Here is a 14,603-nt window from a genome sequence, read left to right on the forward strand (position 1 = left end):
GTCTTACTTCTTCTTTTTCTGGTCCATCAGGCCGGTGAACCGGTCGAACAGGTAACCGATGTCGTGCGGACCCGGCGAGGCTTCCGGGTGGCCCTGGAAACAGAAAGCAGGTTTGTCGGTCCGCGCCAGGCCCTGCAATGTGCCGTCGAACAGGGACACATGGGTCGGGCGCAGGTTGGACGGCAGCGTCTTTTCATCCACCGCGAAGCCATGGTTCTGGCTGGTGATGCTGACGCGGCCGGTGTCGAGGTCCTTGACCGGGTGGTTGGCGCCGTGGTGGCCGAACTTCATCTTGAAGGTCTTGGCCCCGCTGGCCAGCGCCATGATCTGGTGGCCCAGGCAGATGCCGAAGGTCGGATAACCCGCCTCGATCAGCTCGCGCGAGGAGGCGATCGCGTAGTCGCAAGGCTCCGGGTCGCCGGGGCCGTTGGACAGGAAGACGCCGTCAGGGTTGAGCTTCTTCACATCGGCGGCGCTGGTTTGCGCGGGCACCACGGTGACGCGGCAGCCGCGCTCGGTCAGCATGCGCAGGATGTTGCGCTTGACGCCGAAGTCGAAGGCAACCACATGGTGCTTGCCGTTCGGGTGCTCGGCGTAGCCGGAACCCAGGGTCCATTCGCCTTCGCTCCACGGGTACGACTGCGCCACCGAGACCACCTTGGCGAGGTCCAGCCCGTTCATGGCCGGCGCGGACTTCGCCGCGGCCACAGCCTTGTCGATCAGCGCCGGCGTGGGTTGTTCACCCGCGGCCAGGCTCATGATGCAGCCGTTTTGCGCGCCCTTGGTGCGCAACAGGCGCGTGAGCTTGCGCGTGTCGATGTTGGCGATGGCCACGGTGCCCTGGCGGCGCAGGTACTCCGACAGCGACAGGCCGGCGCGGAAATTCGAAGCGACCAGGGGCAGGTCGCGGATGACGAGGCCAGCGGCGTGGACCTTGGCGGCTTCGATGTCTTCTTCGTTGACGCCGTAGTTGCCGATGTGCGGATACGTGAGCGTCACGATCTGCCGGCAGTAGCTCGGGTCGGTGAGGATTTCCTGGTAGCCGGTGAGCGCCGTGTTGAAGACGACCTCGCCGGTGGTGGAGCCGGGGGCTCCGATCGAGTTGCCGATAAAGACCGTGCCGTCTGCGAGTGCCAGGATGGCGGCAGGGGAAGTTCCCTGTTGAGACAAAAGCACTGGGTTCTCCGAGTTTGACGGGTACGCCCAACCGCGCTCCAAGAGTGTCCTCTTGTTTGCCGAGTTTTGTCAGGGAGAAGCTTGTGCGCTAGGCGTACGTGGGGTTTGCGGGAAAGCCTCCCATTATAGCCCGAAGGTGCCTATCCGACGCTGGCGCAGGCGCTTGCATGCAGGCAGATCGCGGCCGCTGCGGCCACGTTCAGCGACTCCTCGCCGCCTGGCTGCATGATCCTGACCGACAGCGCCGCGCGTGCCGCGAGTTCCGGCGAGACCCCCTGCCCTTCGTGCCCCAGCATCCAGGCGCAGGGCCGCGGCAGTCTCGCCTCGTGCAGGAAATCACCGTGGTGCGAACTGGTGGCGACCAGCGGCACCGCCAGCCGCTCCAGATCCGGTAATTCCACACCTTCGACCAGCGAGAGGGCAAAGTGCGCGCCCATCCCGGCGCGCAGCACCTTGGGGCTCCAGAGGGCGGCCGTCCCCTTCAAGGCCAGCACTTGCGTGAAACCGAAAGCCGCCGCGCTTCGCAGCACGGAGCCGACGTTGCCGGCATCCTGGACGCGGTCGAGGATGACGGAAGCCGCATGCGGCGCGACGGCCGGCGCCGCGGGAAGTTCGATCACGAACCCCATGTGCCCGGGCGAATCCAGCGCGCTCAGCGAGGCAAACAGGGCATCGGCGAGCAGCACGATGCGTGCCTGCAGGCCGCTCCAGCGCGCTGGCTGGGCGTGCCAGGCCGACTCGCTGAAGACGGCGATGGCCGGCTGGATGCCGCGCGCCAGCGCGGCGCCGCAGAGGTGGTCGCCCTCGAGCCAGATGCGGCCCTGCTTGCGGTAGGCGGTGCTGTCCTGCGCCAGCCGGCGCAGGTCCTTGAGCAGCGGGTTGGCTGCCGAGCTGATGAACTGGGGCCGGTCCGGGCTCACTCGTCCGCTTCGTTCGCCAGCAGCTCGATCACCTCGCCGTCGGGCGTGGTGAAGGTCGCCGCCACCGGGCTGAAGAATTTGCGGTGGTGCCTGCAGGCCCCGTGCAGACGCAGCGCCTCCAGATGCTCCTGCGTGCTGTAGCCCTTGTGCGAGGCGAAACCGTACTGCGGGAATTCCTGGTGCAGTTGCTCGAGCAGGCGGTCGCGGTGGACCTTCGCCAGGATCGAGGCCGCGGAGATCGACTTGATCTTGGCGTCGCCGCCGACGATCGCTTCCGAATAGATCTCGATGCGCGGCAGGCGGTTGCCGTCCACCAGCACCCGGGCCGGCTTGAGCCGCAGCCCCTCCACCGCGCGCTTCATGGCCAGCATGGTCGCGTGCAGGATGTTGAGGGTGTCGATCTCCTCGACCGAGGCTTCGCCGATGGAGCAGCACAGCGCCTTGTCGCGGATCTGGTCGTACAGCTTCTCGCGCTGCAGCGGCGTCAGGACCTTGGAATCCGCCAGGCCGCGGATGCGCTTGGTGTCGTCGAGGATCACCGCCGCGGCGACCACCGGCCCGGCCAGCGGGCCCCGCCCGGCTTCATCCACGCCGGCCGTCAGGCCGATCGGGTCCCAGCCTTCGAGGCGGGTCTGTTCACCCTTGGAGAGTCTTTTCAATGGCATCGGTGGCAAGGGTGGCGGTATCGCGGCGCAACAGCTCGTGCAGCGCGCCGAAGCGGCTGCGGACGGCAGCCATTTTCTCAGGAGCTTCGAGCCAGTCCAAGAGGGATTGCGCCAGCGACTCGGGATTCACCTCGCCCTGCGTCAGCTCGGGCACTACGAAATCCCGGCACAGGATGTTGGGCAAGCCGATCCAGGGCTGCAGGTGCTTCGGCTTCATGAGCCGGTAGGTGATCCAGTTGACGCGGTAGGCGATCACCATCGGCCGCTTGAACAGCGCCGCCTCCAGTGTGGCGGTGCCGCTGGCGATGAGCGTGAGGTCGCAGGCGGCCAGCGCCGCGTGGGACTGCCCGTCGAGGATGCGCACATCGCGGCCGAGCCCGGCACGCTGCGCGGCCGCTTCGATGCGCGGCCGCAGGGACGGGATCGCCGGCACCACGACCTGCAGCCCGGGCCGCGCGCGCTGCAGGCGGGCCGCCGCGCCGAGGAAGGCCTGCGCGTGATAGTCGACCTCGGAGGCGCGGCTGCCGGGCAGCACGGCCAGCACCTCGTCCCCGGCGGCCAGGCCCAATTGCCGGCGCGCGCCGAGCTGGTCCGGCTCCTGCGGGATGACGTTGGCCAGCGGATGCCCGACGTAGGTGGCGGGAATGCCTTCGCGCGCGAGGATCTCCGGCTCGAAGGGAAACAGGCACAGCACATGGTCGGCCGCGCGCCGGATCTTGTGCACGCGCTCGGGGCGCCAGGCCCAGATCGAGGGGCACACGAAGTGCACGGTCTTGATCCCGCGCGCCTTCAGCGCCTCTTCCAGGCCGAGGTTGAAGTCGGGCGCATCGACGCCGATGAAGGCATCGGGCGGATCGGCCAGCAAGCGCTGCCGGAGCTGGTCGCGGATGCCGACGATCTCGCGGTAGTGCCGCAGCACCTCGACGTAGCCGCGCACCGCCAGCTTTTCGTGCGGCCACCAGGGCTGGAAGCCGTGGCGCTGCATCTGCGGGCCGCCGATGCCCTGGCTCACCAGCTGCGGCCAGCGCCGGGTCAGTCCTTCGAGCAGCAGTCCCGCCAGCAGGTCGCCGGACGCTTCACCGGCGACCATGGCCAGGCGCGGCGACATGCGGTCAGCGCGCGATGCCGCGGTCGGCGGCTGCCAGGAAACGCTGCATCAGCGCGATGTCTTCGGCAGCGGCGGGCGCCTGCTTGCCAAGCGCGTCGATCGCGGCCTTGGCGTCTTCCAGCGTGCGGCCCTCGCGGTAAAGCAGCTTGTGCATCTGGCGGATTGCCTGGATGCGCTCGGCGCTGAAGTTGCGGCGCTTCAGGCCGGTGACGTTGACGCCGCGCACCGACAGCGGATTACCGTCCACCAGCATGTAGGGCGGCACGTCCTGCGAGACCGCGCTCTGGAAGCCCAGCATGGCATGCGCGCCGACCTTGACGAACTGGTGGATGCCGGTCAGGCCGCCCACCGTCACCCAGTCACCCAGCTCGACGTGCCCGCCCAGCGTGGTGTTGTTGGCCAGCGTGGTGTGGCTGCCCACCACGCAGTCGTGCGCGATGTGGGTGTAGGCCATGATCCAGTTGTCGTCGCCGATGCGCGTCACGGCCTTGTCCTGCACCGTGCCGATGTGGAAGGTGACGAACTCGCGGACCGTGTTGCGGTCGCCGATCACCAGCTCGCAGGGCTCGCCCGCGTACTTCTTGTCCTGGTTGATGGCGCCGATCGAGCCGAACTGGAAGAAGCGGTTGTCGCGGCCGATGCTCGTGTGGCCCTCGATCACCACGTGCGGGCCGACCCAGGTCCCGGCCCCGATCTTCACATGCGGCCCGACGATGCTGTAGGGGCCGATGGTGACCGACGCGTCGACCTGCGCCTTCGGATCGACGATCGCGGTCGGGTGGATGTTCGCCATGGCGAGCCGGGCCCTGCGCTCAGCCCACCGTGCGCATCGTGCACATCAGCTCGGCCTCGCAGGCGACCTCGCCGGCGACGCTTGCGATGCCCTTGAACTTGTAGATGCCGGCCTTGTTGCGCAGGACTTCCACGTCCAGGATCAGCTGGTCGCCCGGTTCCACCGGGCGCTTGAAGCGGGCACCGTCGATGCCCACGAAGTAAATGACGGAGTTCGTGTCCCGCCCGTCGGACTCGTCGGCGAAGGCGAGCAGGCCCGCCGCCTGCGCCATCGCCTCCAGCATCAGCACGCCGGGCATGACCGGGCGATGCGGAAAGTGGCCGATGAAGTACGGCTCGTTGATGGTGACGTTCTTCAGCGCCTTGATCGACTTGCCGGGATCGACGGCGAGCACCCGGTCCACCAGCAGGATCGGGTAGCGGTGCGGCAGCTTCTTCAGGATCTGGTGGATGTCCATGACTTCAGGTTTTCTTTTCCAGCGCCTTGATGCGCTCGCGCAAGGTGTGCAATTGCTTGAGCGTCGCGGCGTTCTTTTCCCAGGACGCATTGTCGTCTATGGGAAAGACGCCGGTGTAATGGCCGGGCTTGAGGATGGAGCGCGTCACCAGCGAGAACGAGGAGATGTGCACGTGGTCGGCGATCGTCAGGTGGCCGACGATGCCGGCGCCGCCGCCCACGGTGCAGTAGGCGCCGATACTGGCGCTGCCGGCCACGCCAACGCAGCCGGCCATCGCCGTGTGCTTGCCGATGCGCACGTTGTGGGCGATCTGGATCAGGTTGTCCAGCTTCACGCCGTCTTCGATGATGGTGTCGGCCAGCGCCCCACGGTCGATGCAGGTGTTGGCCCCGATCTCCACGTCGTTGCCGATGCGCACGGCCCCCAGCTGTTCGATCTTGACCCACTCGCCTTGCTGCGGGGCGAAGCCGAAACCGTCCGCGCCGATGACCACGCCAGGATGCAGGATGCAGCGCTCACCGATCACGCAGTTCTCGCCCACATTCACCCGCGCCTTGAGCACGGTGCCGGCGCCGATGCTGGCGCCGCGCTCGACCACGCACAGCGGCCCGATGCGAGCGTGAGGATGCACCACCGCACCGGGATCGACCACGGCGCTCGGATGGACCGCCGGGCCCTGGTCCTGGCCCAGCTGCCGCTTCCACCACTGGGTGACGCGGGCGAAATAGAGGTAGGGGTCGGCGGCGACGATGCAGTCGCCGCGCGCCTGCGCCGCTTCGCGCGCGGCCGGGCCGACGATCACGCAAGCCGCCTGCGAGGCGAGCAGCTGCTGCTGGTACTTGGGATTGCTGAGGAAGCTCAGGTGCGCCGGGGTGGCCGCATCCAGCGGCGCGATGCCCTCGATCGCTCGCTCGGCGTCGCCGAGCAGTTCACCGCCAAGGGCCTCGACGATGGAGCCTAGGCGGACCCGCACATTGCGCCCTACTTCGACGCGTTGAGCGCCTTGATCACCTTGTCGGTGATGTCGTGTTTCGGGTTGATGTAGACGGCTTCCTGCAGGATCACGTCGTACTTCTCCTGCTCGGCCACCTGCTTCACCACACGGTTGGCGCGCTCGAGGACCTGCTGCAGTTCCTCGTTCTTGCGCGAATTCAGGTCCTCCTGGAACTCGCGGCGCTTGCGCTGGAAGTCGCGCTCCGTGTCGACGAGCTGCTTCTGCCGCTGCGCGCGCTGGCTCTCGGACAGCGTCAGCGCCTCGCGCTCGAAGCGCTCGGAAGCGGCCTTGAGCGTATTGCCGAGCTCGGCGATGTCCTTCTCCCGGCGGGAGAATTCCTGCTCCAGCTTGGCCTGGGCGGCCTTGGCGGTATTCGCCTCGCGGAAGATCCGGTCCGTGTTGACAAATCCGATGCGGAAGTCCTCGGCCTGCGCCTGGGCGTGCGCAAGCAGGGAGAGCGCAGCGAACACGACCGGCAGCCAGGGGCGGGACAGGTACTTCATCAGAAGGAGGTTCCGATCTGGAATTGCATTTTTTGGATTCTATCGCCAGGGAACTTGCGCAGCGGATGCGCAAAGGCGACCCGGAGCGGTCCGACCGGCGAAATCCAGGACAGGCCAACGCCGGTGGAGGCGCGCAGGTCGGCAAAGCTCACCTGCTCGTTCTCGCCGAACACGTTGCCGGCATCGATGAAGCCGAACATGCGCAGCGACCGGTCGTTGCCCGCGCCCGGGAAGGGCGTGAGGATTTCCGCGTTGAGGTTGATCTTGCGGGCACCGCCGATAACCGAACCGGTCACGTCCTTGGGACCCAGCGTGCCCTGTTCGAAGCCGCGCACCGAGCCCAGGCCGCCCGAATAAAAGTTCTTGAACACCGGGTAGGGCTGGCCGGACAGGCCCTTGCCGTATCCCAGTTCGCCGTTCATGCCGAAGGTGAACTGCCGGGTGATCGGAATGAACTGCTGGAACTGGTAGCTGGCGCGCAGGTAGCGCGCATCGCCCAGCAGCCCGAGCTCGCCGGCCGCGCGCTGCAGCCGGCCCCGGGTCGGCGCGATGGAACTGTCGCGGTTGTCGCGTCCCCAGCCCACCGTCAGCGGCAGCGAGACGCTGGTGAAGCCAAAGGCCTCGCCGTAAGCCAGGTAGGCGGCCGGGATGTTGGTGCCCGGCTTGATCTCGATGCGCTCGAGGCTGCCGCCGAAGAACACCGTGTCCAGCTCGCTGAACGGCACGCCGAAGCGCAGGCCGGCGCCGGTGGTGACCAGCTGGTAATTGCCGCCCTGGTTCTCGTACGGTTCGGACGCGCGGTGGTACACGTCGATGGTGCGCGAGACGCCATCGGGCGTGAAGTACGGATTGACCGAGGTGAACGCCAGGGTCTGGTTGTACTTGCTGGTGTTGACGTCGACGCCCAGGTAGTTGCCGGTGCCGAAGGCGTTCTCCTGCTTGATGGAGAAGGACAGCGCCAGCTTTTCCGCGCTGGAGTAGCCCGCGCCCAGCTGCAGGCTGCCGGTGGGCTTTTCGGTGACGGTGATGTTCAGGTCCACCTGGTCCGGCGCACCGGGCACGTCGCTGGTCTCGACGTTGATGTCCTTGAAGTAGCCGATGCGGTCGAGACGCTCGCGCGACAGCTTGATCTTGTCGGCGTCGTACCAGGACGACTCCAGCTGCCGGAACTCGCGGCGGACCACTTCGTCGCGGGTGCGCGTGTTGCCCGAGACGTTGATGCGCCGCACGTAGGCGCGCCGCGACGGGTCGGCGGCCAGCACGAAGGCGACGCGGTTGTTCTGGCGGTCGACCTCCGGGCGCGCTTCCACCTGGGCGAAGGCAAAGCCGAAGTTGCCGAAGTAATCGGTGAACGCCTTGGTGGTTTCGGCCACCTTGTCGGCGTTGTAGGGATCGCCCGGGCGGATGGTCACCAGCGACTTGAACTCATCGTCCTTGCCGAGGTAGTTGCCTTCCAGCCGGACGCCGGACACCACGTAGCGCTCGCCCTCGCTGACGTTGATCGTGATGCTGATGTCCTGCTTGTTCGGCGAGATCGCGACCTGGGTGGAGTCGACCCGGAATTCCAGGTAGCCGCGCGCCAGGTAGTACGAGCGCAGGGTCTCCAGGTCGGCGTTGAGCTTGGCCCGGGAGTAGCGATCCGACTTGGTGTACCAGGACAGCCAGCCGGGGGTGTCGAGGTCGAACAGGCTGCGCAGCGTGGACTCACTGAAGGCCTGGTTGCCGACGATGCGGATCTCGCGGATCCGGGCGGGATCGCCCTCGGACACGGTGAAGGTCAGGTTCACCCGGTTGCGCTCGACCGGCGTCACGGTCGTCACCACTTCGGCGCCGTACAGGCTCTTGTTGATGTACTGGCGCTTCAGTTCCTGCTCGGCGCGGTCGGCCAGGCCCTGGTCGAAGGGGCGGCCTTCGGTCAGCCCGATCTCGCGCAGCGCCTTGCGCAGGTTGTCCTTGTCGAATTCATGGATGCCCGCGAAGTCGACGTCGGCCACCGTCGGACGTTCCTCCACGATGACCACGAGGATGTCGCCGCTGACTTCCAGCCGCACGTCCTTGAACAGCCCCAGCCCGAACAAGGCGCGGATTGCGGCCGAGCCTTTCTCGTCGTTGTACTGGTCGCCGATCCGGAAAGGCAGCGACGCGAAGATCGTGCCCGGCTCCACCCGCTGCAGCCCCTCGACGCGGATGTCGCGCACCGTGAACGGGTCCACCGCCCATGCGTTGGCCGCGAACGCCACTGCCGCCACGGCCGCAACGGTACGCACGCGAAAGCGCTTGATTTGTTTCTTCATTGATCAGGGTTCGGCCCGCATCGCTTCGAGGCGACGGCATGGGCGGCAGCTAGTTATTTCTTAGTTATCCAAAGAGACGAGAGACGTCGTTGAACAGCGCGATCGACATCATGAGCAGCAGCACCGCGACCCCGCCTCGCTGCAAGCGCTCCATCCAGGCGTCGGAGATGCTCCGGCCCGTGACGGCCTCATACATATAGTACATCAGGTGCCCCCCATCCAGCACTGGGAGAGGCAGCAGGTTCAGCACGCCCAGGCTCACGCTGATCAGGGCCAGGAACACCACGTACTGGGTCAGCCCCATGCTGGCCGACTTGCCCGCGTAGTCGGCGATGGTGAGCGGCCCGCTCAGGTTCTTGATCGAGGCCTGGCCGATCACCATCCGGCCCATCATGCGCAGCGTCATGACCGAGACCTCCCAGGTGCGGACGACGCCTTTCCACAGGCCCTCGACCGGGCCGTAGCGCACCACCGTGGTTTCCGGCGGCGCCCCGACGTAGGCGCCGATGCGCCCGACGACGGCCTGGCCCTCCGGCACGGCATCGGGCTGGACCTCGAGGTCCAGCACCTGGCCTTCGCGCCGCACGCGCCAGGTCTCGCGCGCGCCCTGCCCGTTCTTGACCGAGGCGCGAATGCGCTCGCGAAGCTGCATGCCGTCGGCCACGTCGACGCCGCCGACCGCCAGCACCAGGTCGCCCTTGCGCAAGCCCGCGCGCTGCGCCGCGCCCTTGTCCACCAGTTCGCCGATGAGCGGCGGGGTCCAGGGCCCGATCAGCCCGATCCGGCGAAAAAGCTGCGCGTCGGCTTCGCGCACCGGCAGCCGGCTGAGCGCGAGCACGGGCTGGCGCGAGCCGCCTTCGAGCTGCAGCCGCACGTCGCGGCCGTCCAGCGCGCCGCGGGTGATCAGCCAGCGCAGGTCCTCGAACGAGCGGACCGGCTGCATGGCATCGCCATCGAAGCCGGCGGCGCCCACGCGCTCGCCGCCGCGCAGCCCCGCCTGCTCGGCGATCGAGCCCGGCACCGGGCTGGCCAGGACGGCCATCGGCTCCTGTACCCCCCACCAGTTCACGCCGGCATAGAGCAGCACGGCCAGCAACAGGTTGGCCAGCGGGCCGGCGGCCACGATGGCCGCCCGCGACTTCAGCGGCTGGGTGTTGAAGGCCAGGTGGCGCTCTTCGGGGGGCACGTCGCCCTCGCGCTCGTCGAGCATCCGCACGTAGCCGCCCAGCGGAAAGGCTCCGATGACGAACTCGGTGTCCTGCCCGGGACGCTGCTTCCGGGGCTTGTAGCGGTACAGCGTCTTGCCGAAGCCCACGGAAAAGCGCAGCACCTTGACGCCGCACGCCACGGCCACGCGGTAGTGGCCGTACTCATGTACGGCGATCAGCAGCCCGAGCGCGACGATGAAGGCCAGGATGGTGGTGAGCAAGCGGGACTCCTTTGCTTGGCTCTTTACAGTATCACTCTCACTCGCCCAGCCTGCCGATGGCGGCGTGCGCGGCCTCTCGCGACAGCGCATCCAGCCCCAGCAGATCTTCCAGCGACTCCGGTTTGGAGGGGTGGACCGCCGACAAAGTTGCAAGGTTGACCCGGTGGATCTGGTCGAAGCGGATCCGGCGGTCGAGGAAGGCCGCCACTGCGACCTCGTTGGCCGCGTTCAGCACAGCGGTGGTGCCGGGCGGCGCGCGCAGCGCCTCCCAGGCCAGCGCCAGCCCGGGGAAACGCTCGGGGTGGCCGCGACTGTCCAGCGACTCGAAGCTCATGTCGGCCAGCGTGTGGAAGTCCAGCGCCGCGGCGCCGGACGCGACACGCTCGGGCCAGGACAGGCCGTAGGCGATCGGCACCCGCATGTCCGGCGTGCCGAGCTGCGCGACCACCGAGGTGTCGCGAAACTGGACCATCGAGTGGATCACGCTTTGCGGATGAATCACCACTTCCAGGCGCTCGGGCGGCAGGCCGAACAGGTAGCGCGCCTCGATCACCTCGAGCGCCTTGTTCATCATGGTGGCCGAGTCCACCGAAATCTTGCGGCCCATCACCCAGTTCGGGTGCGCGCAGGCCTCCTCGGGGGTCACGTGGCGCAGCGACGCTGGCTCGCGCGTGCGGAACGGCCCGCCCGACGCGGTCAGGATGATCTTGTCGACGCGCGCGTCCCAGGTGGCGGGATCCTCAGGGAGCGACTGGAAGATCGCCGAATGCTCGCTGTCGATGGGCAGCAGCTTGGCGCCGCCCTCGCGCACGGCCGCCAGGAACAGCTCGCCGCCGACGACCAGGGCCTCCTTGTTGGCCAGCAGCAGGCGCTTGCCGGCGCGCGCGGCCGCGATGCAGGACGCCAGCCCCGCCGCGCCCACGATGGCCGCCATCACGCTGTGCACGGCTTCATGCGCGGCCACCTCTTCGATCGCCTTCGCGCCCCAGAGCACGCGGGTGCGCAGGTCCTCGCCGGCCAGCCGGCCGGCCAGCTCGCGCCCGGCGGCTTCGTCGGCCATGACCGCGAATGCGGGGCGGAAGCGGCCGATCTGCTCCAGCATCAGGTCCACCCGGGTGGATGCCGTCAGCGCGAACACCTCGAAACGGTCCGGATGGCGCGCGATCACGTCCAGTGTGTTGGCGCCCACCGAGCCGGTGGAGCCGAGAACGGCGACCTGCTGCTTCATCGTCCGGCCAGGGTTGCGAGCATCATGGCCAGCGGCACGGTGGGCAGGAGCGCGTCCACGCGGTCGAGCACGCCGCCGTGCCCCGGCAGCAGGTTGCTGGAGTCCTTCACGCCCACGCTGCGCTTGACGACCGACTTGGAGAGGTCGCCCACCACGCTCATCGCGGCGAGGAACAGCGCCGCGACGACCAGCAGCCACCAGCCGTGCGCGGCCAGGCGCGAGTAGAGGCTGAGGTCGGAGCCGCCGAATTCACGGTCGGCCCAGGTCCACGCGAACGCCAGCAGCACCACGCCGGCCATGCCGCCCCACACGCCCTCCCAGCTCTTGCCCGGGCTGATCGTCGGCGCCAGGCGCTGGCGGGTGAACTTCAGACCGAAGCTGCGGCCGGCGAAATAGGCGAAGATGTCCGCGACCCACACCAGCACCAGCACGGACAGCAGGAAGTTGATGCCGATGCTGCGGGCCTGCGCCACCGCCAGCCACGCCACCCAGAGGGCGAGCACGCCGCCGGCGATGCGCACCGGCCTCGCGATGTGGGGCCAGCCGGCCACACCGGCGCGCAGCAGCGCGGCACCGCCCAGCACCCAGCAGGCTGCCGCCGCATACCAGAGCAGGGGGAGCGGTGTGTGGGTCCAGCCTAGCTGCCAGGAGAGCCCGCACAAGGCCAGGCAGACCGCGCCAAGCACCACGGCACCGGTCGAATCCATTCCATTCAGCCGGCCCCATTCCCAGGCCGCCGCCGCGATCAGGACCAGCGCCACCGCCGCGAACGGCACCGGCGAGGGCCAGAACAGGGCCGGAAGCAGGATGGCCAGCAGGACGATGGCCGTGATCACGCGCTGCTTGAGCATTCAGCCTCCAGCCAGGACCCTAGCGCGCACTCAGGCCGCCTTCTGCGCGGGTGCCGCGACCTGCTCCGAGGTCTTGCCAAAGCGGCGCTCACGGCGCGCATATTCGGCCAGGGCCGCATCGATCTCGGCCTCGTCGAATTCAGGCCACAACTTGTCGGAGAAGTGCAGTTCCGAATAGGCGGCCTGCCAGAGCAGGAAATTGGAAAGGCGCTTCTCGCCGCCCGTGCGGATCACCAGATCGGGGTCGGGAACATGCGCCAGCGCCATGGCCGCGACCAGGTTCTGCTCGGTGACCAGCTCTCCCCGCGCCGTCACGCGGGCAGCAGCCTGGGCGATGTCCCAGCGCCCGCCGTAGTTGAAGCAGATGTTGAAGACCAGGTGCGTGTTGGATGCGGTGGCGGCCTCTGCCTGCGCCAGGCCGTGGCGCACCTTGTCGGTCAGCGCGGCGCGGTCCCCGATGAAATGGATGCGCACGCCCTCGGCCTTGAGCTGGGGCACCTCGCGCGAAAGCGCCGCCGCCAGCAGTTCCATCAGGCCGGAGACCTCCTCGGCCGGACGGTTCCAGTTCTCGGAAGAGAAAGCGAACACGGTCAGCACCTTCACGCCGCGCTCGCCGCAGTGGCGCACGCAGGCGCGCAGCGCGTCCATGCCCTTCTTGTGGCCCGCCACGCGCGGCAGGAAGCGGCGGGTCGCCCAGCGCCCATTGCCGTCCATGACGATCGCGACGTGGTGCGGGATACGCGGGTGAGTCATGCCCTGGGCGGTCAAACCGCCATGATCTCCTGCTCTTTGCCCGCGACCATCTTGTCGATCTCGGCGATGTGCTTGTCCGTGAGCTTCTGGATGTCGGCTTCGGAGCGCTTCTGGTCGTCTTCGGACGCTTCCTTGTCCTTCACCAGCTTCTTGACGTGCTCGTTGGCGTCGCGCCGCAGGTTGCGCACCGCGATCTTGGCGGCTTCGCCTTCGTGCCGCACGAGCTTGGTCATCTCCTTGCGCCGCTCCTCGCTCATCGGCGGCATCGGCACGCGGATGAGGTCGCCCATGGAGGCCGGGTTCAGGCCCAGGTCGCTGTCGCGGATGGCCTTCTCGATCTTGGCGCCCATGCCCTTTTCCCAGGGCTGCACGCTGATCGTGCGCGCGTCCAGCAGCGCCACGTTGGCCACCTGGCTGATGGGCAGCATCGAGCCGTAGTAGTCGACGTGCACGGTGTCGAGCAGGCCGGGGTTGGCGCGCCCGGTGCGGATCTTGGTCAGGTTGTTCTTGAAAGCGGCGATGGACTGGTCCATCTTGCTTTCCATGTTCTTCTTGATTTCAGGAATGCTGTTCATGCGGCTCTCCTCGGTTCGTCAGGCATAAACGAGCGTGCCTTCGTCCTCGCCCATCACCACCCGGCGCAGGGCGCCGTGCTTGAAGATGGAGAAGACCTTGATCGGCAGCTTCTGGTCGCGGCACAGGGCGAAGGCGGTGGCGTCCATGATGCCCAGATTCTGCGCCATTGCGTCGTCGAACGAGATCTTGGTGTAGCGCGTGGCCGACGGATCCTTCTTGGGGTCGGCGCTGTAGACGCCGTCGACCTTGGTCGCCTTGAGCACGAGCTCGGCGCCGATCTCGGCGCCGCGCAGCGCGGCGGCGGTGTCGGTGGTGAAGAAGGGGTTGCCGGTGCCGGCCGCGAACACCACGACCTTGCCTTCCTCGAGGTATTGCAGCGCCTTGGGGCGCACATAGGGCTCGACCACCTGCTCGATGGCGATGGCCGACATCACGCGCGCCACCAGGCCCTGCTTGTTCATGGCATCGGCCAGCGCCAGCGAGTTCATCACCGTGGCCAGCATGCCCATGTAGTCGGCGGTCGCCCGGTCCATGCCGACCGAGCCGCCGGCCACGCCGCGGAAGATGTTGCCGCCACCGATCACGATGGCCACTTCCACGCCCAGGTTCACGACCTCGGCCACCTCTTCCACCATGCGGACGATGGTCGAGCGGTTGATGCCGAAGGCGTCATCCCCCATCAATGCCTCGCCGGACAGCTTCAACAAGATTCGCTTGTGGGCCGGCTTGGCGTCGGTCATGGATGGGTTCCTTCTGGTGTGGATGGCTGAATTGCGGGGCGGCTTTTGGCCGCGGAGCGACAAAAGGGGCTGGGCGCCATTTTGTCATCAGATGCGCCGCGCGGTTACGCGGCGCA

General features: G+C 67.8%; 15 protein-coding genes. All 15 read right to left on the reverse strand.

Features of this window, described 5'->3' with window-relative positions; translation table 11 throughout:
* Positions 1-3 precede the first annotated feature (3 nt).
* The 15 genes from carA to pyrH all read right to left on the reverse strand — a co-directional run bounded on the left by carA (position 4) and on the right by pyrH (position 14,487).
* Positions 4-1,176 carry a glutamine-hydrolyzing carbamoyl-phosphate synthase small subunit gene (gene carA, locus UC35_RS00695; RefSeq protein ID WP_061495125.1) on the reverse strand — a complete coding sequence of 391 codons (1,173 nt, stop codon included), beginning with the start codon at positions 1,174-1,176 and terminating at the stop codon, positions 4-6.
* 140 nt (positions 1,177-1,316) lie between these two features.
* Positions 1,317-2,096 (reverse strand): TrmH family RNA methyltransferase, encoded by a 780-nt coding sequence (locus UC35_RS00700; protein WP_061495127.1) that lies wholly within the window; start codon positions 2,094-2,096, stop codon positions 1,317-1,319.
* Positions 2,093-2,761 carry a ribonuclease HII gene (gene rnhB, locus UC35_RS00705; RefSeq protein ID WP_061495129.1) on the reverse strand — a complete coding sequence of 223 codons (669 nt, stop codon included), beginning with the start codon at positions 2,759-2,761 and terminating at the stop codon, positions 2,093-2,095. Before rnhB ends, UC35_RS00700 begins: the two co-directional genes overlap by 4 nt.
* A complete protein-coding gene (gene lpxB / locus UC35_RS00710) occupies positions 2,733-3,869 on the reverse strand; it encodes a lipid-A-disaccharide synthase (RefSeq protein WP_227820421.1) in 1,137 nt (378 codons plus the stop codon). The genes rnhB and lpxB overlap by 29 nt, the downstream gene beginning before the upstream one ends.
* 4 nt (positions 3,870-3,873) lie before the next feature.
* Positions 3,874-4,662 (reverse strand): acyl-ACP--UDP-N-acetylglucosamine O-acyltransferase, encoded by a 789-nt coding sequence (gene lpxA, locus UC35_RS00715; protein ID WP_061495131.1) that lies wholly within the window; start codon positions 4,660-4,662, stop codon positions 3,874-3,876.
* A gap of 19 nt (positions 4,663-4,681) precedes the next feature.
* Positions 4,682-5,119 (reverse strand): 3-hydroxyacyl-ACP dehydratase FabZ, encoded by a 438-nt coding sequence (gene fabZ, locus UC35_RS00720; protein WP_061495134.1) that lies wholly within the window; start codon positions 5,117-5,119, stop codon positions 4,682-4,684.
* Positions 5,120-5,123: 4 nt separating this feature from the next.
* Complete coding sequence (gene lpxD / locus UC35_RS00725) at positions 5,124-6,092, reverse strand: UDP-3-O-(3-hydroxymyristoyl)glucosamine N-acyltransferase (protein ID WP_061495135.1); 969 nt, start codon at positions 6,090-6,092, stop codon at positions 5,124-5,126.
* Between the two features lie 8 nt (positions 6,093-6,100).
* Positions 6,101-6,616, reverse strand: a complete 516-nt coding sequence (locus tag UC35_RS00730; RefSeq protein WP_061495137.1) for an OmpH family outer membrane protein — start codon at positions 6,614-6,616, stop codon at positions 6,101-6,103.
* On the reverse strand, positions 6,616-8,910 hold the full coding sequence (gene bamA, locus UC35_RS00735) for an outer membrane protein assembly factor BamA (protein WP_061495138.1): 2,295 nt from the start codon (positions 8,908-8,910) through the stop codon (positions 6,616-6,618). The genes UC35_RS00730 and bamA overlap by 1 nt, the downstream gene beginning before the upstream one ends.
* A gap of 64 nt (positions 8,911-8,974) precedes the next feature.
* Entirely contained in the window at positions 8,975-10,339 is a 1,365-nt protein-coding gene (rseP, locus tag UC35_RS00740) for an RIP metalloprotease RseP (protein WP_061495140.1), read from the reverse strand.
* Positions 10,340-10,376: 37 nt separating this feature from the next.
* Positions 10,377-11,567 (reverse strand): 1-deoxy-D-xylulose-5-phosphate reductoisomerase, encoded by a 1,191-nt coding sequence (locus UC35_RS00745; RefSeq protein ID WP_061495142.1) that lies wholly within the window; start codon positions 11,565-11,567, stop codon positions 10,377-10,379.
* Positions 11,564-12,418, reverse strand: a complete 855-nt coding sequence (locus UC35_RS00750; RefSeq protein ID WP_061495143.1) for a phosphatidate cytidylyltransferase — start codon at positions 12,416-12,418, stop codon at positions 11,564-11,566. The genes UC35_RS00745 and UC35_RS00750 overlap by 4 nt, the downstream gene beginning before the upstream one ends.
* A 30-nt stretch (positions 12,419-12,448) precedes the next feature.
* Complete coding sequence (gene uppS / locus UC35_RS00755) at positions 12,449-13,171, reverse strand: polyprenyl diphosphate synthase (protein ID WP_061503612.1); 723 nt, start codon at positions 13,169-13,171, stop codon at positions 12,449-12,451.
* An 11-nt stretch (positions 13,172-13,182) separates the two neighbouring features.
* Entirely contained in the window at positions 13,183-13,746 is a 564-nt protein-coding gene (frr, locus tag UC35_RS00760; RefSeq protein WP_061495144.1) for a ribosome recycling factor, read from the reverse strand.
* An 18-nt stretch (positions 13,747-13,764) separates the two neighbouring features.
* Positions 13,765-14,487, reverse strand: a complete 723-nt coding sequence (gene pyrH, locus UC35_RS00765; protein ID WP_061495145.1) for a UMP kinase — start codon at positions 14,485-14,487, stop codon at positions 13,765-13,767.
* Positions 14,488-14,603: the final 116 nt, after the last annotated feature.

Origin of the sequence: Ramlibacter tataouinensis (assembly GCF_001580455.1) — a bacterium.
Classification (GTDB): Bacteria; Pseudomonadota; Gammaproteobacteria; order Burkholderiales; family Burkholderiaceae_C; genus Ramlibacter; species Ramlibacter tataouinensis_B.

Bases quoted from the DNA above. Each gene is read 5' to 3' on its own strand.
- rnhB (WP_061495129.1), bottom strand. From the start codon at position 2,761: ATGCCATTGAAAAGACTCTCCAAGGGTGAACAGACCCGCCTCGAAGGC.
- lpxB (WP_227820421.1), bottom strand. From the start codon at position 3,869: ATGTCGCCGCGCCTGGCCATGGTCGCCGGTGAAGCGTCCGGCGACCTG.
- lpxA (WP_061495131.1), bottom strand. From the start codon at position 4,662: ATGGCGAACATCCACCCGACCGCGATCGTCGATCCGAAGGCGCAGGTC.
- fabZ (WP_061495134.1), bottom strand. From the start codon at position 5,119: ATGGACATCCACCAGATCCTGAAGAAGCTGCCGCACCGCTACCCGATC.
- UC35_RS00730 (WP_061495137.1), bottom strand. From the start codon at position 6,616: ATGAAGTACCTGTCCCGCCCCTGGCTGCCGGTCGTGTTCGCTGCGCTC.
- bamA (WP_061495138.1), bottom strand. From the start codon at position 8,910: ATGAAGAAACAAATCAAGCGCTTTCGCGTGCGTACCGTTGCGGCCGTG.
- UC35_RS00745 (WP_061495142.1), bottom strand. From the start codon at position 11,567: ATGAAGCAGCAGGTCGCCGTTCTCGGCTCCACCGGCTCGGTGGGCGCC.
- UC35_RS00750 (WP_061495143.1), bottom strand. From the start codon at position 12,418: ATGCTCAAGCAGCGCGTGATCACGGCCATCGTCCTGCTGGCCATCCTG.
- uppS (WP_061503612.1), bottom strand. From the start codon at position 13,171: ATGACTCACCCGCGTATCCCGCACCACGTCGCGATCGTCATGGACGGC.
- frr (WP_061495144.1), bottom strand. From the start codon at position 13,746: ATGAACAGCATTCCTGAAATCAAGAAGAACATGGAAAGCAAGATGGAC.
- pyrH (WP_061495145.1), bottom strand. From the start codon at position 14,487: ATGACCGACGCCAAGCCGGCCCACAAGCGAATCTTGTTGAAGCTGTCC.